The sequence below is a fragment of the Oceanibium sediminis genome (genome assembly GCF_003265325.1).
GTDB classification, from domain to species: Bacteria; Pseudomonadota; Alphaproteobacteria; order Rhodobacterales; family Rhodobacteraceae; genus Halovulum; species Halovulum sediminis.
Genome location: NZ_QGNX01000002.1, coordinates 265,640 through 284,704, shown reverse-complemented (window position 1 = coordinate 284,704; position 19,065 = coordinate 265,640). Strand labels below are relative to the sequence as shown.

The following is a 19,065-nucleotide window of genomic DNA, read 5'->3' as shown; positions in this document are numbered from 1 at the left end:
CGGAATTGCCCTCAGCAAGCAGGAGCCTGCCACCTTGTCAACGCCGGAGCTGAGTGCCGACGCGCTGCGCGCCCATGTGGATGACGCCGGACGGCTTGCCGTGAAGGTCACCCCCGGCGCGAAGCGCACCGCGGTGACGGAGGATGCGCAGGGCGTGCGCGTCTTCGTGCGCGCGGCCCCCGACAAGGGCAAGGCGAACGCCGCCGTGCGCGCCCTGCTGGCCGAGCGTCTGGGCATCGCGCGCTCATGCATACGCCTGATCCGGGGAGAGACGGCGCGCAGCAAGGTCTTCGCCATCGAGGAATGAGTGGCGGTGCGTCAATCCTCCGCGGCGCGGCGCACGTAGGTGCCCTCGGGCAGGTTCAGCGCGGCACGCAGGTCCGAAAGCTGGTTCATCGAGAAGGAAATCTTCTGCACCCGCTCGCTGTGCGGGTCGACCTGTTCCAGGACCACCACGTCGTCGAAACAGGTGATGGTGATCTCTTCCCGATCCGGTGCGGCCTGATCGTCGATCAGCGTGATGACGGAGGCGTCGAATTCATGCTCGATGGTAAACATGGAAATCAGCTTATCGCGGGGGCGGCGCAATGCAAGCGGGCGGGAGGCTTCACGGAAAAGGATCACAAAGCACGCGGTTTGTGAAATCTTGATCACTTCTGGCCCACGCCGCACTGGAAGCCGGGGCGGGGGCTGGTACCTATAGGGGCAACAGGGAATGCCAAGACAGGGGGTCGCCATGCGCCTGAACCTTTTGAAACCCGTGTCCGCCGGGCTGATCGCGGCCCTTTTGTCGGGCTGCGTGATCACCACCGGACCGCTCCCCCAAGGGGGCGGGGCAAGTGCGACGTCCAGCAGTGCGCCTATCCCCTCAAGCCGCGCGGTGAACCGGTTCCGCGCCGTCGTCGCGCGGGTGGAGCCGGTGGCCGAATCCGTCTGCCGCCAGCGCCGCCCGGGGCTCAACTGTGATTTCCGGATCGTGGTGGACAAGGATCGCAGCCTGCCGCCGAACGCCTACCAGACTCGTGACGGCAACGGCCGCCCGGTGATCGGCTTCACCCAGGCGCTGATCGCGGATGCGCGCAACGCCGACGAGCTGGCCTTCATCCTGGGGCATGAGGCGGGGCACCACATTCGCGACCACCTGCCACGGCGGCAGAGCGCGGCCAACACCGGCGCGGCGCTGGGCGGTATCGTGGCGGCGGTGTTCGGTGCCGATTCCGGCGGCGTGCAGCAGGCGGCGAACCTGGGCGGGCTGGTCGGATCGCGCCGCTTCTCGCCGGGCTACGAGCTGGAGGCGGACCGCGTGGGCACCCGCATCGCGATCCGCGCAGGGTACGACCCGGTGCGCGGCGCGGCCTATTTCACCCGCATCGCCGATCCCGGCAACGGGTTTCTCGCCAGCCATCCGCCCAACAGCAGCCGCATCGACACGGTCCGCGCCACCGCGCGGGAGTTCCGCCGCTGAACGGGTGTTCAGTTAAGCTTTGCCTTCACTTCGTCGGCGTAATCGGAGTGCCAGCGTGACAGGGCTGGGCGATTCTCGATGATGTCCTCCGCCGCCCAGCGGATACGGGCGGCGTCCATCTCGGGCGTCGTTTCGTCATCGGGGCAGAGCACGTAGAAACGGTCCTGCCCGACATCGTCCAGCGCCTTGTCCACCACTTGTTCGGGCAACCACGCGCCGGGCTTGTGCGCGGCGGTGCCCGTCGTCGTCCAGCCCGGGATCACCAGGTGTGCCGAGACGTTCGAGTCCCGGCTGCGCAGGTCGTGCTGCAACGCCTCGGTATAGGTTTTCAGCGCGGATTTGGAGACGTTGTAGATCGGGTGGCCGGGGGGATTGGTGATCCCCTGTTTCGAGCCGAGGTTCAGGATACGCCGCCGCGCGCCGTCGCCCTCCATCGCGGGTAGGAACAGGTGGATCGCCTCGACCACGGCCCAGAAGTTCACCTCCATCGCGCGGCGCCACTCGCCCAGCGGTACGTCAAAGCCGCGCCCGATGCGGGTGGCGGCATTGTTGATCAGCAGGTCCGGGGGGCCGAAACGCTCGGTCACCGTGGTGTGCATCGCCTCGTGGGAGCCTTTGACACCCAGGTCGAGCCCCACCGAAAACACCTCGGCAGCGCCCATGTCGCGCAGCGCTTGCGCGGTATCTTCAAGCTTGGGGTCGGGCATGTCCACCAGCGCCAGCCGCATCCCGGCGCGCGCCAGGCGTTTGGCGAAAGCGCGTCCTATGCCCATCTGGCTGCCGGTGATGACCGCAAGGCCACCGGGTTTCAGGTAATCTGTCGTCACGCGGTTTCCTCCGTACGAAGTGTGCGGACCCGTCAGACGCGCCTTAGCCCCCCTTGGTCACCGCGCGGCCCCAGAGATCGTATTCACTTGCTTCCTCAACAACGACGCTCAGGCGTTGTCCAGACTGCAAGTGTTGAAAATCTTCGTCGATGTAGAGGTGCCCGTCAATCTCGGGGGCGTCGGCGGTGGTGCGGCAGGTCGCGGCCTCGTCGTCGATTTCGTCGACGATCACCTCAAGGGTTTGCCCGACCTTGGCGGCCAGTTTCGCGGCCGAGATTTCCTGCGCCCGGGCCATGAAGCGGTGCCAGCGCTCCTCTTTCACGTCCTCGGGAACATGATCTGGCAGCGCGTTCGAGCGCGCCCCGTCGACGTTTTCGTACTTGAAGCAGCCGACCCGGTCGAGCTGCGCCTCGTCCAGCCAGTCCAGCAGCGTCTGGAACTCCGCCTCCGTCTCGCCCGGGTAGCCGACGATAAAGGTCGAGCGCAGGGTGATGTCCGGGCATGTCGCGCGCCATGCGGCAATCTCGGCCAGGGTGTCGGCGGATTTCGCGGGGCGGGCCATGCGCTTCAGCACGTCCGGGTGGGCGTGCTGGAAGGGGATGTCCAGGTAGGGCAGAACGCCGCTGTTCGGGTCCGCCATCAGCGGGATCAGCTCACGCACGTGGGGGTAGGGGTAGACGTAGTGCAGCCGCACCCAGGCGCCGAGATGGCCAAGTTCGCGCGCCAGGTCGGTGATGTGGCTGCGCACCTGCCGGTCCTTCCAGGGGTGCGTGTCGAACTTGCGATCCAGCCCGTAGGCCGAGGTGTCCTGGCTGATCACCAGCAGTTCCTGCACGCCGGAGTCGACCAGCTTTTCCGCCTCGCGCAGCACCGCATGAACGGGCCGCGAGGTCAGCCGCCCGCGCATGTCGGGGATGATGCAGAACTTGCACTTGTGGTTACAGCCCTCGGAAATCTTCAGGTAGCTGTAGTGGCGCGGCGTCAGCGACACGCCCGCCGCCGGCAGCAGGTCCACGAAGGGATCGGGCGACGGGGGCACCGCCGCATGCACCGCGTCCAGCACCTGTTCGTACTGGTGCGGCCCGGTGACCGCCAGAACGGAAGGATGCGCGCCGGTGATATAGTCCGGCTCCGCGCCGAGGCAGCCGGTCACGATCACCCGGCCGTTTTCCTTCAGCGCCTCGCCGATCGCCTCCAGGGATTCGGCCTTGGCGCTGTCGAGGAACCCGCAGGTGTTCACGATGACGGCTTCCGCCCCGGCGTAATCGGGCGACAGCGCGTAGCCTTCCGCGCGCAGCCGGGTGAGGATGCGTTCGCTGTCCACCAGCGCCTTGGGGCAACCGAGGGAAACCATGCCGATACGCGGTTGTCCAGCGCGCGCCGCCACCTCCGTCAGCCGGGGTTTGGCAAGGTCGGGGCGCAAGTCGGGCGGATTCTGGCTCATCGCTGCGCTGTAACGACTCGCGGGGCGCATGAAAAGACTTTTGCGCGTTGCCTTGGCCGCGCCGCACCCCTACCGCTATGGGGATGGAGACGCTGTCGGAACTGATCGCCCGCTTCCCAAGGCCCGGCCGGCTGACATGGATCGGTCTGCGCCCCGAACGCCGGGGGCCGTTGCGAATCGTCACGCGGGCCGAACTGCGACTTGAGGGGCTGGTCGGCGATCACCGCACCCGCCCCGGCGCGCGGGCCGTCACCCTGATCCAGGCCGAGCACCTGGCGGTGATCGCAGCCCTTGCCGGGAAGCCGGAAGTCCCGCCGGAGGTGTTGCGGCGGAACCTCGTCATCTCGGGGGTGAACCTGCACGCTGCGCGCGGGCGGCGCCTGCGCATCGGCGATGTCACGCTCGAGATCGCGGGCCCCTGCGCCCCCTGTTCGCGGATGGAGCAGGCCCTGGGTCCCGGGGGCTACAACGCCATGCGCGGGCACGGCGGCGTTACCGCGCGGGTGCTGCGCCCAGGATGGTTAACGGCGGGAATGCCGGTGAGCGTGGTCCCGGCGGACTGAGCGTTTCGCCCGCGCCGGGCCATGCCAGCCAGGGATTGTGACACAAACACCACCTAACCGAAGTGTTGCCCAAAATTTGCCACGAATGGTTTCGATAAAATTCGGAAAGAGAGATATGTATACGCTCTCAATCGAGCGTCGCGTAGCAAGTATTCCCGACGAACGCCCTGACATTCGGGGTGGGACGTCACCGACCAGGAACCGTAATGACTCACATGACCTCCCGGCTTTATCGCTCCATTCTTTGTGCCGCCGCATCGCTTGCGCTATGCGCCGGTCTGGCGGGCGCGCAGGAGGTGCGGTTGAGCTCCACGGACGGGTTTTCCGACTTCACGGGGGAGTTGGTCAGTTTCGACGGATCGAAATACGTCCTGCGCACTAGCATGGGAACGCTCACCTTTCCCGCGGACGCGGTCGTCTGCAAGGGCGATGGCTGCCCCGAGGTGAACGAGATCAGTTCGCGGTTCCGCATCGTGGGCGCCCCGGGGATGCTGCGCTTCGGGATCCCGGATCTGCTAGATTCCTATTCCCTGACCGTGGACACGGATATCGCGCGCATCGAAAGCGACAGCGGCGAGGTGGCGTTCGAGCTGCTGACCTTCGACGGCGAAAAGATCGTCGATGTGGCCCTGCAGGAGGCGGAGCCGGATTCGGCCTTCGCAGCCCTCGCCGCGGGCGAGGCGGCATTGGCCATCACCCCGCGCCGCATCGCCGAGGAAGAGGCCCGCGCCCTGACCGGGGGCGGACGCGCGGCGGTGGAAAACCTGGGGCTGGAAACCATCGCCGGGGCGGATGCCCTGGTCGTTCTTGCCGGGGCAGAGGTGCCGATCGGGGCGATCTCGCTCGACGATATCGCGCGGATCTACTCGGGCCGGATCACAAATTGGTCCGAGCTGGGCGGCCCGGACCTCGGGATCAGCGCGTTCACGCGGGAAGGTGGGTCGGAAGTGCTGACCATGCTGGACCGGCTGGTCATGCGCCCGCGCGGCATGCGGATCGGTGCGCAGGTCATCACGGTCGACAACAACGAAGGCGTGCGCGACGCGGTCGAGCAGTTCGGGAGCGCCATCGGCATCGCCTCGTTCACCGGGCGCGAGGCGGCGATGGCGCTGCCTGTCCGCGATGTCTGCGGCACGGCCGTCGCGCCGGACACGCTGTCGTTGAAGTCCGGCGACTACCCGCTGACGGTGCCGGTCTACGTCTACACCTCGCCCGACGGGGTGCCGCTGCACGCGCGCGGCTTACTCGATTTCGCGGCGTCCGATCTCGGTCAACAGTTGCTGTCGGACGTGGGCTACGTGAACAACCTTCCCTCGGTCGATGACGGTATCACCTTGCCGGACGGCCCTTACGCGGATCTGGTCGCCGGGGCTGCTCGGTTGACAAGCCGTTTCGTGGTGGAGCCGGGGCAGCCGCTCAGCGCGGTGGATCGCGCGCGGCTGGGCCGCCTGGCGGACTTCGTGCGCACCGGGCAGGCCGAAGGGCAGGAAATCATCCTGGCGGGGCTGGCCGACGGCACTGGCGCACCGGAAGCGGCGCGCAGCGTGCTGTCTGAGCTTTTCCGCGCCAACCCGGACGTCGAGGAACAGCTGACCGTCGCCTTCCGCGCGGTCGGCGCGCCCGACCCGGTGCTTGCCGCTTGTCCGGCCGCCGGGCCCGCGCGCGGCAACAAGGTCGAGGTCTGGATCAGGCCGCTCGACGCCGGGTGAGGGCTTCAGGTGGCAAGGCTACGCGTTCGTTTCGTGGGGACATTATGGCCAGTGCGGCCGACAGAACCAGCGCAGTGCGCTTTTGAGACTCTTAGGAGATTGCGATGACCAAAAAGATCTTTCTGGCGGTATCCTGCGCGCTGGGCCTGTCGGCCGGTACGGCGATGGCGCAGGATATCGAGTGCGGCACCAGCTACACCGTGAAGCGCGGCGATACCCTGTCCAGGATCGCCAGCCGCGCCTATGGTTCCGCGGCGAGCTACCAGCTCATCTACAGCGCCAACTCGCGCGCCATCGGCCCGAACCCCGGCATCATCGAGATCGGCGCCCTCTTCCAGATCCCCTGTCTCGACGCGCCTCTGACTCCCTCGACCGCCAACAACGAGACGATCCGCGATGAGCCGACGACCGCGCTGGTCCCGGTGGAAGACCGTCAGATCCGCTTCGTCACCGCCACCAACTGGGCCCCCTTCATCAACCAGGACCAGGAGCAGGGCGGAATGATCACCGAGATCGTGAACGTCGCCATGTCCAAGGTGGCCGAGCCCGACGACTACAAGATCGACTGGGTCAACGACTGGTCCGCGCATCTGCGCCCGCTGCTGGCGGACGTGGCCTATGACTTCTCTCTCGCCTGGTTCCGGCCGAACTGCGACGTGATCGAAAAGCTGGGCGAGGGGTCGCAGTACCGCTGCAACAACCTCGACTGGTCCGAGCCGCTGTATGAGCAGATCATTGGCATCTATACCCGTAACGACTATCCCGCGCCGCTCAGCCATGCGGACCTGTTCGGAGCGAACGTCTGCCGCCCGGCAGGCTATTCGATGTTCATGATGGAAGAGCACGACCTGGTGCAGCCCAACATCACGCTCAGCCAGCCCGCCGGCCCCGGCGATTGCTTCGAAGGGCTGCGCGACGGCACCTATGACGCGGTGGTCCTGGCCGTCGACGTCGCGGAAGGCGCGATCTCGGATATCGGCGCCACGGGGGCGTTCGCGAAGCACGATGCGCTGGACACGATCGCAACGCTCCACGCGGTGACGTCCAAGAACAATCCGAACGGCGCGGCCCAGCTCGCCCTGCTGGACGATGGGATCAACCGGATCAAGGACAGCGGCGAGTGGTTCTCCATCGTGCGCCGTCACCTGGCAGAGCACCAGATGAAGCGGCAATAACCGCCGACCCATTGCAGGACAGCCGAACGGCGGGGCGCGGGCCCCGCCGTTTTTCATGCGCGGCCTCCGCTTTCCGTCCGGCTTTACAGGCGTGCTGTGTCAAACATGTCACGAAAGCGGCCTCGAGCTTGGTGTTTTGGTCACATTCAAGGCGCACTCTGGCATCCTGAGGATCTTGAAGGAGAGTTCCAATGCCTTCCGATGACAACCAGAGCAGGCCCCGCACCGGGGACACAAGGGAAGAAGATCGCGTGGCCCGGCCCGCAAAGCCGGACCAGCGCCACAACCGCCCGGCCCCCGCCGAACCGGCCGAGGGGCTTCGCGTCCTCTACGGTTGACCCGCGCGCGATCTGGGGGGGGGCCGTGGTCGATGGGGGCAACTCGCGGATCTGTCCGGAGATCTTCTCCAAGACGGTGACCGGGCCATTCTTCTTCGTGTTCATCCAGCCCAAGGGGACACGGTCTCGGAGGGGGAGAATTCAAGGCCCTGTTCGAGCCGTTCGAGGAAGACCAGATCCAGCGCGGCGTGCTGAAAGCTGGTGCCTGTCAGAAGGGATTCAACGAGTCCGGCCAGCGTCTGCGGTGTTCCGTAATCACCAGAAGGACATCCGCGCCTGCCAGGGCCGCGCGCGCGTCGTGGATCATGCGCAGGTTCAGGCTGTCGATCTCAGCCGCCGTGATGGGGCGGCCCGGGTTGTAATAGGCCGTCACCAGGAAAGTGCGCCCCAGTTTCATGACCGACATGTCCTGGAGTTTCCCACCATCCTCAGCGATCGCAGGGCGCAGCGCGCGCCGCACCGTAGCAAGATGCCCGGCGCTGGCGCTTGCCCCGGCCAGTTCACCCAACCCGCCGCGAAACTCCCGCACATAGGATCCGAGCGCCAGCAGACAGAGAAGCATGACGATCACGGAGTCGCCGATCGGCGCGATCGGGGCCAGCGGGCCGTCCTGGAAGAAGTAGATCGCTCCAAGCCCAGCCCCGGCGGCGGCGGTGATCATGGCGTCGAACATGGCCGCCTTGGCTTCCAGTCGCAGGATCGCACTGTTCTTGCCGGTCTTGCGCCAGGTGAAATAGTGAAAGGCCCACAGGGTCGTGCAGGTGATCCCGATGCCGACAAAATAGACGATCATCGGTGCAAAGCTCAGCGGTTCGGGAGCCATGCCGTTGAGGTAGTTGTAGATATTCTTGATCGCGTTGGTGACGGCAAACAGCACCAGGCCGAGCAGCGACAGGGACCGGAAGGTGGAGAAGATCGCCTCGTCAGCGGCATAGCCGTAGGGGCGCGCCTTGTCCGGACCGGCCTCGACCCGGCGACTGATCCTGCGCGCCAGCAGCGCCGAAGCGAACCCGATCAGCGAAAACAGCCCGTCCATCATGATCGCGTTGGAGTTTGACAACACGCCTGCCACCAAACCCGCCGCCGCCATGAACAAGTTGCCCCACATGGCAATGCCGAGTGAGCGGCCTTCCAGCTTTTTCCGGATCTCAGCCGTATGTGCGGTCATTTCACTCTCTCCCGAGGGTGCGGCGAATTGGTAATCCCATAGCCATTTCCTGGAGCACAGGCCATGGGGGTGTACAGGGCACAGCCTGTGGAAGGGACATCACGTGATGTCGTATTGCGATGGTGCGTTCAGGTGTCAGGGGTGAGGCGATTGAGACAGGGTCGGCGCCCCGCAACAGAAAGCGGTGTCAGTGTCGCGAGTGGTGTGGAGTCTTTCGGATCAAGGCTGTCTCGATCAGGAAGGTGGTGAGGCAACAGCCTTTGAAAGCATTCAGCTTTCAGGGGAAAATGGCACGCCCAACGGGACTCGAACCCGTGTTTCCGCCGTGAAAGGGCGGCGTCCTAGACCACTAGACGATGGGCGCACTCTTAATTTCCGTAAGCGCGGTCCTAATGGTTTCCCCGGGGGGGTTCAAGCGCCTTTTTGCAGTTCGGGGCGGAAAAATTCAGCCGGGCAGCGCGGCGTCCTCGATCCGCAGCTTTGCCTTGCGCCGACCGCCCCAATCATCCAACTCCAACCGCCCCGCCAGGTGGATCGGTTGACCCGAAAGACCCTCGATCGCGGGGGCGAGCGGGCTGTCATAAGCTCCGAAGGCGATGGCCGAAAGCTTGTGCACCCCGTCGCTGAGCGTCAGCGCCATGTGGTTTTCCCCGACCCGCTTGTGAAAGGCGACGCGGGCGTCCGCCAGGGCGAATCGCGGCTGCGGGGCGGCGGCGCCGAAGGGGCCCGCGCGTTCCAGCGATTCGACCAGGTCCGCGGTCGCGCCCGACGGGCTGACCAGCGCATCGACGTGCAGGTCGGCCACCCCGGCGGTATCCGCGCCCTGGCGCGCGAGCAGCGCGTCGAGGCGGTCCATCGCCGCCTCCAGCGTGTCCCGGGCCACTGTCAGGCCCGCGGCCATCTTGTGCCCGCCGCCCTTCAGCAGCAGCCCCTCGCTGGCCAGCAGGGCGATCGCCGCGCCCAGGTCCACGCCGCTGATCGAGCGGGCGGAGCCTTTGCCCTCGTTGCCTTCCAGCCCGATCACCACGGCGGGGCGGTTGAACGCCTCTTTCAGGCGGGCGGCGACGATGCCCACGACGCCGGGGTGCCAGGTCTCGCCCGCTGCCCAGACCAGCGCGCCATCTGTGCCGCGCGCCTCGGCCTGGGCCTTGGCGGCGTGCAGCACCTCGGCTTCGATGGCGCGGCGTTCGACGTTCAGCAGGTCAAGCTCTGCCGCGATCTGCCCGGCCTGGCCGGGGTCGCGCGTGACCAGCAGCCGGGTGCCAAGGTCGGCGCGCCCGACGCGGCCGCCCGCGTTGATGCGCGGCCCGAGCATGTAGCCAAGGTGGTAGGGCGCAGGCGCGCTGGTCAGCTTCGCTGCATCCGCCAGCGCCACCAGGCCGGGGCGGTGCCGCCGGGCCATCACGGTCAGCCCCTGGCGCACGAAGGCGCGGTTCAGCCCGATCAGCGGCGCGACGTCGGCCACCGTTCCCAGCGCCACTAGGTCGAGCATCCCCATCAGGTCCGGGCAGGCCAGCCCGTCCGCGCGGCGCTGGCGGTTAAGCGCGACCAGCGTCAGGAATACGACGCCCGCGGCGCAGAGGTGGCCGAAGGCGCCGTCCTCGTCCTGGCGGTTGGGGTTCACCACGGCGGCGGCGTCGGGCAGCGTTTCGCCGCCCATGTGGTGATCCAGCACGATCACCTCGGCCCCGCGCGCGACGGCGCTGGCGATGGGCTCATGGCTGAGCGTGCCGCAATCCACGCAGATGATCAGCGGGTGATCGGCGGCCAGCGCCTCCATCGCGGGGGTGTTGGGGCCATAGCCTTCGTCGATGCGGTCGGGCACGTAGAGCGTCGGCGTGACGCCCAGGGCGGAAAGCCAGTCGTGCAGCAGCGCGGCGGAGGTGGCCCCGTCCACATCGTAATCCGCGAAGACGGCGATGCGGCTGCCCCGCTTCAGATGCGCGCCGATCACCTCTACCGCGCGGTCCATGTCGCGCAGGACCGAGGGGTCGGGCATCAGGTCGCGCAGCTTCGGGTCGAGGTAGGCGTCGGCGTCCTCCGCTGTGACATTCGCGCGGGCAAGGACAAGCGTCACCGCCTCGGGCAGGCCGGTAGCTTGCGCAAGGCCCGCGGCGCGGCGCAGGGTTTCGCCGCTGGGGCCGACCCAGCGGCGGCCCGACAGGGATGCTGTAACGCCGAGGAACGGATCGCTCATAGTCCCCTGCCGCGGGCAATCCGGAACAGGGCGATGGTGCCGCCCGCGAACAGGACGATGCCGCTGACCATCAGGATGATGAAGGGCCAGACATGGCCCATGGCCAGAAGCAGGATGCCTATCGCCTCAAGCAGCAGGGCAAGGGGCAGCATCAGCAGGGCGCGGCGGCGGCCCGGCGCAGGCACGACGGGGGGCGAGGAGGGCCGGAACTCGGTGTCCCCGCCCGTGCTGTCCTTTGCCTTGCCTGCGCTGGTCTTGCCGGCCATGGCCCGACGCCTCAGTGGTTGTTCTGGCGGTAGTGCAGGCGGCGGATCGACCCGGTCTTGGAGCGCATGAGGATGGTTTCCGTTTCCAAGAAATCGCCGTCCCGCCGCGCGCCGGAGACGAGCGAGCCGTCCGTCACGCCGGTGGCGGCGAAGATCACGTCCTCGGTCACCATGTCGTCGCGGGTGTATACCTTGTCGAAATCCGTCAGCCCGGCCTTGGTGGCGCGGGCGCGCTCGTCCTCGTTGCGGAACAGCAGGCGGCCCTGGATCTGCCCGCCCATGCATTTCAGCGCGGCGGCGGCCAGCACGCCCTCGGGTGCGCCACCGGCGCCCATGTACATGTGGATGCCGGTCTTGTGCGCGTCGGCGGCGTGCATCACGCCGGCCACGTCACCGTCGGTGATCAGGCGGATGCGGGCGCCGGTCGCGCGCAGCTCGGCCACCATTTCCTGGTGGCGGGGGCGTTCCAGCACGCAGACCATCAGGTCCGAGGGCGAGCAGCCGCGATACTTGGCAAGGGTTTCCACCCGCTCGGTCGGGGTCATGTCCAGCGTGACCAGCCCTTCGGGATAGCCGGGGCCGATGGCCAGCTTGTCCATGTAGACATCGGGCGCGTGCAGCATGGAGCCGCGCGGGCCCATGGCGATCACGGCCAGCGCGTTGGGCATGTCCTTGGCGGTCAGCGTGGTGCCTTCCAGCGGGTCCAGCGCGATATCCACGCCGGGGCCGTTGCCGTTGCCCACTTCCTCGCCGATGTAGAGCATGGGGGCCTCGTCGCGCTCACCCTCGCCGATGACGACGACGCCCTGGATGTCGAGCATGTTCAACTGGGTGCGCATCGCGTCGACCGCGGCCTGGTCCGCCGCCTTCTCGTCGCCGGAACCGATCAGCTTGGCGCTGGCGATCGCGGCGGCTTCGGACACGCGGGCAAGCCCGAGGGACAACATGCGGTCGGAGAAAATCTCTTGGTCGGCCATGGGCGGCGCGCTCCTTTTCGGGGGTGTTGGTTCTGGGGCCTTCCCTGACCTATCCCTACCCGAGGTGCGGGGACGGGAAAACCCCTGTTGAGCAAGGGGTCAGACCGGTTCTATGCGATAGGCCACCGGCGCTTCGTCGCAGACATCGAGGTTCGCGATCGTTTCCAACGCGGAATCGAGCGCGGTGCGCGCGGCGCTATGGGTCACGATCAGGACAGGTGCGGTGCCGCTTTCGTGCTGAGTCTGGCGCATCCGGTCGATGGAGATCCCGGCCTGGCCGAGCGCATCCGCCACCCGGGCAAGCGTGCCGGGGCGATCCGCCAGCGACAGGCGCAGGTAATAGGGCGCATCCGCCCCGGCCTGGGCCGCAACCGGCGCTGCCAGCATCTCGGCGCGCTGGCCGAACACCGGAGGGGTGTTGCCGCGGGCGATGTCCAGAACGTCCGCCATGACGGCCGAGGCCGTCGGCCCCGCGCCCGCGCCGGGGCCCTGGTACACGGTCTGGCCGATGAAGTCGCCTTCCAGCACGACCATGTTCGACACGCCTTCCAACTGGCCGAGCGGGCTGTCCGCGGGCACGAGGCAGGGCTGCATCCGCCGCTCGATCCCCGCAGGGGTCGCGGCCGCGACGCCCAGCAGCTTGATACGGTAGCCCATGTCGCGGGCATAGCGGATGTCGGTCAGCGTGACCCGCTCGATCCCTTCGATGGTGACGCCGTCGTAGTCCACCTCGGTGCCGAAGGCGGCGGCGGACAAGAGGCTCAGCTTCTGGGCCGCGTCGAAGCCGCCGACGTCCGCCTCGGGGTCGGCCTCGGCATAGCCGAGGGCCTGGGCGTCGGCCAGGATGGGTTCGTAGTCGCGCCCGGTCGTCTCCATCTCGGTCAGGATGTAGTTGCAGGTGCCGTTCATCACGCCCATGACGCGCGTCATGCCGTTGGCGGCCATGCCTTCGACCAGCGCCTTCACGATCGGGATGCCCCCGGCGACGGCGGCTTCGTAGCGCAGGCAGGTCCCGGTCTTGTCCGCCATGCGGGCCAGTTCCGTGCCGTGGCGCGCCAGCAGCGCCTTGTTCGCGGTGACGACCTGCTTGCCGCTTTCCAGCGCGGTTTCGATCAGCGCCTTGGCGGGGCCGTCCTCGCCGCCGATCACCTCGATGATCAGGTCCACGTCATCGCGCCGCGCCAGCGCGACGGGGTCGTCTTCCCACTCGTAGGCGCTGAGGTCCACGCTGCGCTCTTTCGAGCGCGAGCGCGCGGAAACCGCCACCAGTTCCATCGGCCGACCCGCGCGGGAGGCGAGCAGCGGGGCATGTTTCTGCAGGATCTCTATGACCCCGACGCCCACGGTTCCAAGGCCGGCAATCGCGATGCGGAGCGGTTCTGTCATTGTGGATCCCCCAGGGTAGTGATGTACGCAGCTTCCCTATCCAACGCGGGGGAGGGGGGCAAGGGCGCTTGCCGGGCCCTAGGGCTTTCCCTTGCCCTTGCGGGGCTGAAGCGGGGCTCAGGGTTCCCAGAAGCCCCAGCCATCGGGCTGGAAACCGTGGAGCAGCGCCAGCTTCGTCGTGCGTTCCTCGTGCTCCCAGATCGCGTCAGCATCGAACGTCACGTCCGGCACCTCGATCCTGAGGGCGCCGTCGTCGCCATCAGTGGCGGTATAGCGGAACATGGCGAACTTGCGGACCAGCGCGGGTTTGTCCGCGTCGGGGCCGGGGATGAATTCGAGGTCGAGCACGATCCGCTCGCCCCCGTTCAGGTCGGTGCGCTGGATCAGGTCGTTCACGGTGAACGCTGTCTGGTCCCGTTGCAGCGCGAAGTCCCAGGCCCCGGCGTCACTCATTCTTCGGCCATGTGCTTTTCGCGCATCCGGTCCGCATCGGCGAAGACCTGGCGGACGTTGCGCGCGGCCTGGCGGATGCGCTGTTCGTTCTCGACCAGGCCGATGCGCACGTAGCCCTCGCCGTATTCGCCGAAACCGATACCGGGGGAGACCGCGACCTCGGCTTCCTTGAGCAGCATCTTGGAAAACGCCATCGACCCCATGTCACGGAAGGGTTCGGGGATCGGCGCCCAGGCGAACATGGTCGCGGGCGGCGGCGGGATGTCCCAGCCCGCACGGCCCATGGCATCCACCAGCGTGTCGCGGCGCGACTTGTAGATCTGTCGGATCTCGGCCGTGGGTTCCGTCGGCCCGTTCAGGGCGGCGGCGGCGGCCACCTGCACCGGCGTGAAAGCCCCGTAGTCGAGGTAGGACTTGATCCGCGTCAGCGCGCCGATCAGCCGCTCGTTGCCCACGGCAAAGCCCATGCGCCAGCCGGGCATGGCGAAGGTCTTGGACAGCGAGGTGAACTCGACCGCCACGTCCTTCGCGCCCGGCACTTCCAGCAGCGACGGGGGCGGCGTGTCGTCGAAATAGATCTCGGCATAGGCCAGGTCGGACAGCAGCCACAGCTCATGCTTGCGCGCGAAACGCACCAGCTCGGCATAGAAATCCAGGTCCGCCAGCTGCGCCGTGGGGTTCGAGGGGAAGTTCACCACCACCGCCACGGGTTTCGGAACGGAGTGCATGACCGCCCGCTCAAGGCTGCGCATGTAGGCTTCGGGGTTGAAGCTGCCGTCTTCCTCCAGCGTCTGGATATGGCGAAGCGTGCCTCCGGCGATCATGAAGCCGTAGGGGTGAATCGGGTAGCTCGGGTTCGGCACCAGCATCACGTCGCCCGGCGCGGTGATCGCCATCGCCAGGTTCGCGAGGCCTTCCTTGGAGCCCAGCGTCGCGATGATCTCGGTCTCGGGGTTCAGCTTCACGCCGAAACGCCGCTCGTAATAGCCCGCCTGCGCGCGGCGCAGCCCCGGGATACCGCGCGACGCGGAATAGCGGTGGGTGCGCGGCTTCTTCACGGTTTCCACCAGCTTGTCGACGATGTGGGCGGGCGTATCCATGTCCGGGTTGCCCATGCCGAAGTCGATGATGTCCATCCCTTCCGCTCGGAACGCGGCCTTCAGCCGGTTCACCTCGGCAAAGACATAGGGGGGCAGGCGTTTGATACGGTAGAATTCTTCGGGCATGTGCTCGGCTCAACGGAGGAGGGGTTCAGTGCGCGGGCTTATACAAGGCCGCCACGGCCTTGGCGAGGGATTAACCACCGTCCGGGCAAGGTTGCGTCGCATCGCAGGGCGGCGGCGCGGCGCTGCCCAGGCGTGCCGCCGCGTCCGCGTCCAGCACCGGGGCCGCCGACAGCCGGGCCGCGCGCGCCTCCAGCGCCGTGGCTCGTGCCGCAAGCGGGGCTGCTGCGTCGCCCGCATCCTGCGGGTCAGGTGCATCGGCCAGGATGGCGGCCAGCGCGGACTGCGGCAGAAGGGCCGGGTAGGCGGCCCCCGCCGCAGTTGTGCGCGGCACTGCCCCGGTCCGCTCGGGAACCAGGTTGCACGCCGAAAAACCCATGAGAACCATCAGCATCACCGGGAAGGTGACCCGTCCGCCGATGTCGGTTATAAGACCTGAGTGTGCTATGATATCGCCCGCTGTTCTGGTGACGCCACGATAGGCCGGTCACCGCCACCTCCGCAAGCTGGGGACGCCGCGTTATGAATGAAGAAGACCCGACACTGGTAGAGCAAAGCGCCGAAGTTGCCGCCAACATGCAGGAAGTGCTGGAAACCAGCCAGAAGATCTGGACGACGTTCCTCGAAGCCCAGGCCGAGGATGCGCGGCCCCGCGCGGCGGACCCGCTGAACACCATGCCGGCTTGGCTGGCGCTGAGCCGGGCGATCGCGGACAATCCCCAGCAGGTGGCCGACGCGACGCTTGCGTTCTGGGACGCACAGAGCAGGCTCTGGCAGGCCTCCACCCTGAAGTGGCTGGGCGCGAAGGACACGCCCATGCCCGAGTCGCCCCACAAGTCCGCGCCCGGCAAGCGGTTCCAGCACAAGGACTGGTCCGAGAACGCGCTGTTCGACTACCTCAAGGAAAGCTACCTGCTGGCGTCCGGCTTCATCAATCACACCGTCCATACCGTCGGGGACATGGACCCGCGCGAACGCAAGAAGGCCGAGTTCTACACCCGCAACTTCGTCGAGGCGCTGAACCCCGCCAACTTCTTCGCCCTCAACCCCGAGGTGCTGAATGCGACGGCTGAGCAGCGCGGCGCGAACCTGGTGCGCGGGCTGAAGATGATGCTCTCCGACCTGGAACGCGGCAAGGGCCAGTTGCTGATCCGCCAGACCGACATGGACGCGTTCGAGGTGGGCCGCGACATGGCCATCAGCCCCGGCGCGGTGATCTACCAGAACGACATCCTGCAACTGATCCAGTATGCGCCGACCACCGAAAAGGTCCACGCGAAGCCGATCCTCTTCATCCCGCCCTGGATCAACAAGTTCTACGTCCTCGACCTCAACGAGAAGAAGTCGATGGTCAAATGGTTGGTGGCGCAGGGCTACACCGTCTTCATGATCAGCTGGATCAACCCGGACGAAAAGCAGAAGGACGAAACCTGGGACAGCTACATGACCAAGGGCGCGCTCGAGGCGATCGACGCGGCGCTGGCGGAAACCGGGCAGAAGTCCCTGCACTTGGCAAGCTACTGCATCGGCGGCACGCTGACGGGCACGCTGATGGCCTACCTCGGCAAGAAGAAGGACAAGCGCGTCGCCTCCGCCACCTTCTTCACCGCGCAACTCGACTTCGTCGATGCGGGCGAATTGCAGGTCTTCGTCGATGACGAAACCATCAAGGCCGTGGACGAGGAAATGGAAAAGGGCTACCTGCCCGCGCAGAAGATGGCCCATGCCTTCAACATGTTGCGCTCCAATGACCTGATCTGGTCCTACGTGGTGAACAACTACCTGCTCGGCAAGGATCCGTTCCCCTTCGACCTGCTCTACTGGAACGCGGATTCCACGGCGATGCCCGCCCATGTGCATCACTTCTACCTCGAGAATTTCTACACCCGCAACGCTTTCGCCACCGGCAAACTCTCGGTGCTCGACACGACGATCACCCTGGGCGACATTCGCGGGCCCGTCTATCACGTCGCCACCAAGGAAGATCACATCGCCCCCGCGGAATCGGTCTATCGCGGCGCGCAGATGATGACCGGCGCGGATGTGCGCTACGTGCTGTCCGGCTCGGGGCATATCGCGGGGGTGGTGAACCCGCCGGCCGCGGGCAAGTACCAGTACTGGACGAACCCCGATCTCGGCCCCGCGACGTTGGCGGACTGGACCGACGCCGCCGAGGAAACCCAAGGCAGCTGGTGGCCCGACTGGGACAGATGGCTCTCGGAACGCTCGGGGCGCATGGTAGCGGCGCGCGTGCCGGGCAAGGTGAGCGGCATCATCGAACCCGCGCCCGGAAGCTACGTGAAGGTACGCTTCGACCAGCGCTGACCCTATCCGCTCTTACTTTACTCCCGAAATACTCCCGGGAGCGCGAGGGGCTGGCCCCTCGCTCCCGCCCGCCGCCACGCGGCCTATCCGCCCGGTTGCGGGGGCACCGCTTTCAGGTACGCCGCGATCGCGTCGCGGTCCGCGGCGGACAACTGGCTGGTGTTGCGGATGACCGCGACCATCGATCCGCCGGCGCTGTCGAAATCCGGCGTGAAGCCGGTTTCCAGGTAATAGCTGATGTCGGCCGCCGACCAGCTGAGCCCCTCGTCATGGGGCGTGATGTTGGGAATTTCCCCAGGGCCTTCGGGGTCGGGGCCCCCGGCGAGCCAGGCGTCGTTGCGAAACCCGCCGAACGCATCGCGCGGGGTGTGGCACTCTGCGCAATGCCCCGCGCCCTCGACCAGCGCGCGCCCGCGCGCCAGGACCGGATCCCCGCCCACGTCCAGCACCCAGTCCGGGTCGAGGTTGAGCATCTTCCACAGCCCCACCGCGCGGCGGATGTTGAACGGAAAGCCCAGGTCGTGCCCCGCGGCGCGTTCCGCGACTGGGGGCAGCGTGTCGATATAGGCCTGCAGGTCCATCAGGTCCTGCGGCGTCATCCGCGCGTAGGATGTATAGGGGAACGCCGGGTAGTAGTGCCGGCCGTCCGGGGCCGTTCCCAGGGTCATCGCGGTCACGAATTCCGCCGCGCTCCAGCCGCCGATCCCCGCCTCCGGGTGGGGCGAGATGTTGGGCGCGGTGAAGGTCCCGAAGGGCGTCTTCAGTTCAAGCCCCCCGGACAGGACCAGCATGTCCCGACCTTCGGCCCCGTTCGCGGCGTGGCAGGACGCGCAGCCGCCCGCGATGAACACCGCTTTTCCCGCCTCTGCGTCGGGGGTATGCGCCGGTAGCGCCCCGGGGGGGACGACCTTTGGCGCAGTCACGGCCCATCCCCCCGCCGCGCCAACCACGGCGAGGGAGACCAGCGTCAGCACGAAGCGGCGCATCGCGAAAGTGCCTACTTCTTCATCCTGTAGGTCTCATGGCAGGCCTTGCACTCCTGCCCGATCGGGCCGAAGGCAGCGCCGAGCGCGGCCATGTCCTGCGGTTCGGCGGCAACCGCCGCGTCGATCGCGCCGATGAACTTGGCATACTCGGCATCGAAGCCGGCGCGATCACTCCAGATCTTCGGTCCGGCGGCGAACTCGTTGCTGCCCGCGCCTTCCGTTCCTTCAGGGAACAGCTCGTTGAAACCTCCGGCGGCCTCGCGCATCGCGACAAGCGCGGCATTAGCCGCCTCCGCGTCGAAATCTGTCTTGCCGCGCAGCATGTTTCCGACAATTCCCGTATTCTCGCCGACAGCCTTCATCTTGGCCTCGCGTTGCTCGACCGGTGTGTGCCCGCCGGCCATGGCCATCCCCACGGTTGTTCCCAGGACAGCCAGTGTCATGACCGCGCCGCCAAGTGTCGAAAGTCTCATTCCCATCTCCTTCTTCAAGCCCGTGTTGGCACCTAGCCTGTCGGCTGGATACGTCAATTCCACGCACAGCGATGACACATTTACGTGACA

The 19,065-nt window shown here is 67.0% G+C and carries 20 protein-coding genes and 1 tRNA gene; 7 read left to right on the top strand and 14 right to left on the bottom strand.

Features of this window, described 5'->3' with window-relative positions; genetic code table 11:
- The first annotated feature begins 34 nt into the window (after nt 1-34).
- Nucleotides 35-307, top strand: a complete 273-nt coding sequence (locus tag DJ029_RS06805; RefSeq protein WP_112321602.1) for a DUF167 domain-containing protein — start codon at nt 35-37, stop codon at nt 305-307.
- Between the two features lie 11 nt (nt 308-318).
- Here the strand turns inward: DJ029_RS06805 and DJ029_RS06800 are convergent, their stop codons facing one another.
- Nucleotides 319-558 (bottom strand): hypothetical protein, encoded by a 240-nt coding sequence (locus DJ029_RS06800; RefSeq protein WP_112321999.1) that lies wholly within the window; start codon nt 556-558, stop codon nt 319-321.
- Between the two features lie 178 nt (nt 559-736).
- On the opposite strand from DJ029_RS06800, the gene DJ029_RS06795 reads away from it, so the two are divergent.
- Entirely contained in the window at nt 737-1,465 is a 729-nt protein-coding gene (locus tag DJ029_RS06795; RefSeq protein ID WP_198671073.1) for a M48 family metallopeptidase, read from the top strand.
- Nucleotides 1,466-1,473: 8 nt separating this feature from the next.
- Here DJ029_RS06795 and DJ029_RS06790 read toward each other — a convergent pair whose 3' ends face one another.
- Together DJ029_RS06790 and rimO are read right to left on the bottom strand one after the other, a co-directional pair.
- On the bottom strand, nt 1,474-2,292 hold the full coding sequence (locus tag DJ029_RS06790) for an SDR family NAD(P)-dependent oxidoreductase (RefSeq protein ID WP_112321601.1): 819 nt from the start codon (nt 2,290-2,292) through the stop codon (nt 1,474-1,476).
- Nucleotides 2,293-2,335: 43 nt separating this feature from the next.
- A complete protein-coding gene (rimO, locus tag DJ029_RS06785) occupies nt 2,336-3,736 on the bottom strand; it encodes a 30S ribosomal protein S12 methylthiotransferase RimO (protein ID WP_112321600.1) in 1,401 nt (466 codons plus the stop codon).
- A gap of 83 nt (nt 3,737-3,819) precedes the next feature.
- Between rimO and DJ029_RS06780 the strand changes: the two genes are divergently transcribed.
- From DJ029_RS06780 to DJ029_RS21670, 4 genes are all read left to right on the top strand, one after another.
- Nucleotides 3,820-4,299, top strand: a complete 480-nt coding sequence (locus DJ029_RS06780) for an MOSC domain-containing protein (RefSeq protein WP_112321997.1) — start codon at nt 3,820-3,822, stop codon at nt 4,297-4,299.
- 206 nt (nt 4,300-4,505) lie between these two features.
- On the top strand, nt 4,506-6,008 hold the full coding sequence (locus DJ029_RS06775) for a PstS family phosphate ABC transporter substrate-binding protein (protein ID WP_112321599.1): 1,503 nt from the start codon (nt 4,506-4,508) through the stop codon (nt 6,006-6,008).
- Between the two features lie 104 nt (nt 6,009-6,112).
- Entirely contained in the window at nt 6,113-7,183 is a 1,071-nt protein-coding gene (locus DJ029_RS06770; protein WP_112321598.1) for a LysM peptidoglycan-binding domain-containing protein, read from the top strand.
- 191 nt (nt 7,184-7,374) lie between these two features.
- The gene (locus DJ029_RS21670; RefSeq protein WP_157966286.1) at nt 7,375-7,521 is read left to right on the top strand and encodes a hypothetical protein; all 147 of its coding nucleotides are present in this window, start codon (nt 7,375-7,377) and stop codon (nt 7,519-7,521) included.
- A gap of 208 nt (nt 7,522-7,729) precedes the next feature.
- On the opposite strand, the gene DJ029_RS06760 is transcribed toward DJ029_RS21670, so the two are convergent.
- From DJ029_RS06760 to DJ029_RS06720, 9 genes are all read right to left on the bottom strand, one after another.
- On the bottom strand, nt 7,730-8,689 hold the full coding sequence (locus DJ029_RS06760; protein ID WP_112321597.1) for a cation transporter: 960 nt from the start codon (nt 8,687-8,689) through the stop codon (nt 7,730-7,732).
- A gap of 288 nt (nt 8,690-8,977) precedes the next feature.
- Nucleotides 8,978-9,053 (bottom strand) — tRNA-Glu (locus tag DJ029_RS06755).
- An 81-nt stretch (nt 9,054-9,134) separates the two neighbouring features.
- The gene (recJ, locus tag DJ029_RS06750) at nt 9,135-10,886 is read right to left on the bottom strand and encodes a single-stranded-DNA-specific exonuclease RecJ (RefSeq protein ID WP_112321596.1); all 1,752 of its coding nucleotides are present in this window, start codon (nt 10,884-10,886) and stop codon (nt 9,135-9,137) included.
- Nucleotides 10,883-11,152: a hypothetical protein gene (locus tag DJ029_RS06745; protein WP_112321595.1), complete on the bottom strand. Its 270-nt coding sequence runs from the start codon at nt 11,150-11,152 to the stop codon at nt 10,883-10,885. Before DJ029_RS06745 ends, recJ begins: the two co-directional genes overlap by 4 nt.
- Before the next feature lie 11 nt (nt 11,153-11,163).
- Nucleotides 11,164-12,129 (bottom strand): class II fructose-bisphosphatase, encoded by a 966-nt coding sequence (glpX, locus tag DJ029_RS06740; RefSeq protein ID WP_112321594.1) that lies wholly within the window; start codon nt 12,127-12,129, stop codon nt 11,164-11,166.
- Nucleotides 12,130-12,228: 99 nt separating this feature from the next.
- Complete coding sequence (locus DJ029_RS06735; protein WP_112321593.1) at nt 12,229-13,515, bottom strand: homoserine dehydrogenase; 1,287 nt, start codon at nt 13,513-13,515, stop codon at nt 12,229-12,231.
- Between the two features lie 117 nt (nt 13,516-13,632).
- Complete coding sequence (locus DJ029_RS06730) at nt 13,633-13,968, bottom strand: hypothetical protein (RefSeq protein WP_112321592.1); 336 nt, start codon at nt 13,966-13,968, stop codon at nt 13,633-13,635.
- Nucleotides 13,965-15,194 (bottom strand): LL-diaminopimelate aminotransferase, encoded by a 1,230-nt coding sequence (locus tag DJ029_RS06725; protein WP_112321591.1) that lies wholly within the window; start codon nt 15,192-15,194, stop codon nt 13,965-13,967. The genes DJ029_RS06730 and DJ029_RS06725 overlap by 4 nt, the downstream gene beginning before the upstream one ends.
- 70 nt (nt 15,195-15,264) lie before the next feature.
- Nucleotides 15,265-15,525 carry a hypothetical protein gene (locus DJ029_RS06720; protein ID WP_198671072.1) on the bottom strand — a complete coding sequence of 87 codons (261 nt, stop codon included), beginning with the start codon at nt 15,523-15,525 and terminating at the stop codon, nt 15,265-15,267.
- Nucleotides 15,526-15,713: 188 nt separating this feature from the next.
- Here DJ029_RS06720 and DJ029_RS06715 point away from each other — a divergent pair, with 188 nt between their 5' ends.
- On the top strand, nt 15,714-17,516 hold the full coding sequence (locus DJ029_RS06715; protein ID WP_112321589.1) for a PHA/PHB synthase family protein: 1,803 nt from the start codon (nt 15,714-15,716) through the stop codon (nt 17,514-17,516).
- Between the two features lie 83 nt (nt 17,517-17,599).
- On the opposite strand, the gene DJ029_RS06710 is transcribed toward DJ029_RS06715, so the two are convergent.
- Nucleotides 17,600-18,502 carry a cytochrome c gene (locus DJ029_RS06710; protein WP_112321588.1) on the bottom strand — a complete coding sequence of 301 codons (903 nt, stop codon included), beginning with the start codon at nt 18,500-18,502 and terminating at the stop codon, nt 17,600-17,602.
- Between the two features lie 11 nt (nt 18,503-18,513).
- On the bottom strand, nt 18,514-18,975 hold the full coding sequence (locus tag DJ029_RS06705) for a c-type cytochrome (RefSeq protein WP_157966284.1): 462 nt from the start codon (nt 18,973-18,975) through the stop codon (nt 18,514-18,516).
- Between the last annotated feature and the right edge of the window lie 90 nt (nt 18,976-19,065).

Bases quoted from the DNA above. Each gene is read 5' to 3' on its own strand.
- DJ029_RS06800 (WP_112321999.1), bottom strand. From the start codon at position 558: ATGTTTACCATCGAGCATGAATTCGACGCCTCCGTCATCACGCTGATC.
- DJ029_RS06795 (WP_198671073.1), top strand. From the start codon at position 737: ATGCGCCTGAACCTTTTGAAACCCGTGTCCGCCGGGCTGATCGCGGCC.
- rimO (WP_112321600.1), bottom strand. From the start codon at position 3,736: ATGAGCCAGAATCCGCCCGACTTGCGCCCCGACCTTGCCAAACCCCGG.
- DJ029_RS06780 (WP_112321997.1), top strand. From the start codon at position 3,820: ATGGAGACGCTGTCGGAACTGATCGCCCGCTTCCCAAGGCCCGGCCGG.
- DJ029_RS06775 (WP_112321599.1), top strand. From the start codon at position 4,506: ATGACTCACATGACCTCCCGGCTTTATCGCTCCATTCTTTGTGCCGCC.
- DJ029_RS06770 (WP_112321598.1), top strand. From the start codon at position 6,113: ATGACCAAAAAGATCTTTCTGGCGGTATCCTGCGCGCTGGGCCTGTCG.
- DJ029_RS21670 (WP_157966286.1), top strand. From the start codon at position 7,375: ATGCCTTCCGATGACAACCAGAGCAGGCCCCGCACCGGGGACACAAGG.
- DJ029_RS06760 (WP_112321597.1), bottom strand. From the start codon at position 8,689: ATGACCGCACATACGGCTGAGATCCGGAAAAAGCTGGAAGGCCGCTCA.
- recJ (WP_112321596.1), bottom strand. From the start codon at position 10,886: ATGAGCGATCCGTTCCTCGGCGTTACAGCATCCCTGTCGGGCCGCCGC.
- DJ029_RS06745 (WP_112321595.1), bottom strand. From the start codon at position 11,152: ATGGCCGGCAAGACCAGCGCAGGCAAGGCAAAGGACAGCACGGGCGGG.
- glpX (WP_112321594.1), bottom strand. From the start codon at position 12,129: ATGGCCGACCAAGAGATTTTCTCCGACCGCATGTTGTCCCTCGGGCTT.
- DJ029_RS06735 (WP_112321593.1), bottom strand. From the start codon at position 13,515: ATGACAGAACCGCTCCGCATCGCGATTGCCGGCCTTGGAACCGTGGGC.
- DJ029_RS06730 (WP_112321592.1), bottom strand. From the start codon at position 13,968: ATGAGTGACGCCGGGGCCTGGGACTTCGCGCTGCAACGGGACCAGACA.
- DJ029_RS06725 (WP_112321591.1), bottom strand. From the start codon at position 15,194: ATGCCCGAAGAATTCTACCGTATCAAACGCCTGCCCCCCTATGTCTTT.
- DJ029_RS06715 (WP_112321589.1), top strand. From the start codon at position 15,714: ATGAATGAAGAAGACCCGACACTGGTAGAGCAAAGCGCCGAAGTTGCC.
- DJ029_RS06710 (WP_112321588.1), bottom strand. From the start codon at position 18,502: ATGCGCCGCTTCGTGCTGACGCTGGTCTCCCTCGCCGTGGTTGGCGCG.
- DJ029_RS06705 (WP_157966284.1), bottom strand. From the start codon at position 18,975: ATGAGACTTTCGACACTTGGCGGCGCGGTCATGACACTGGCTGTCCTG.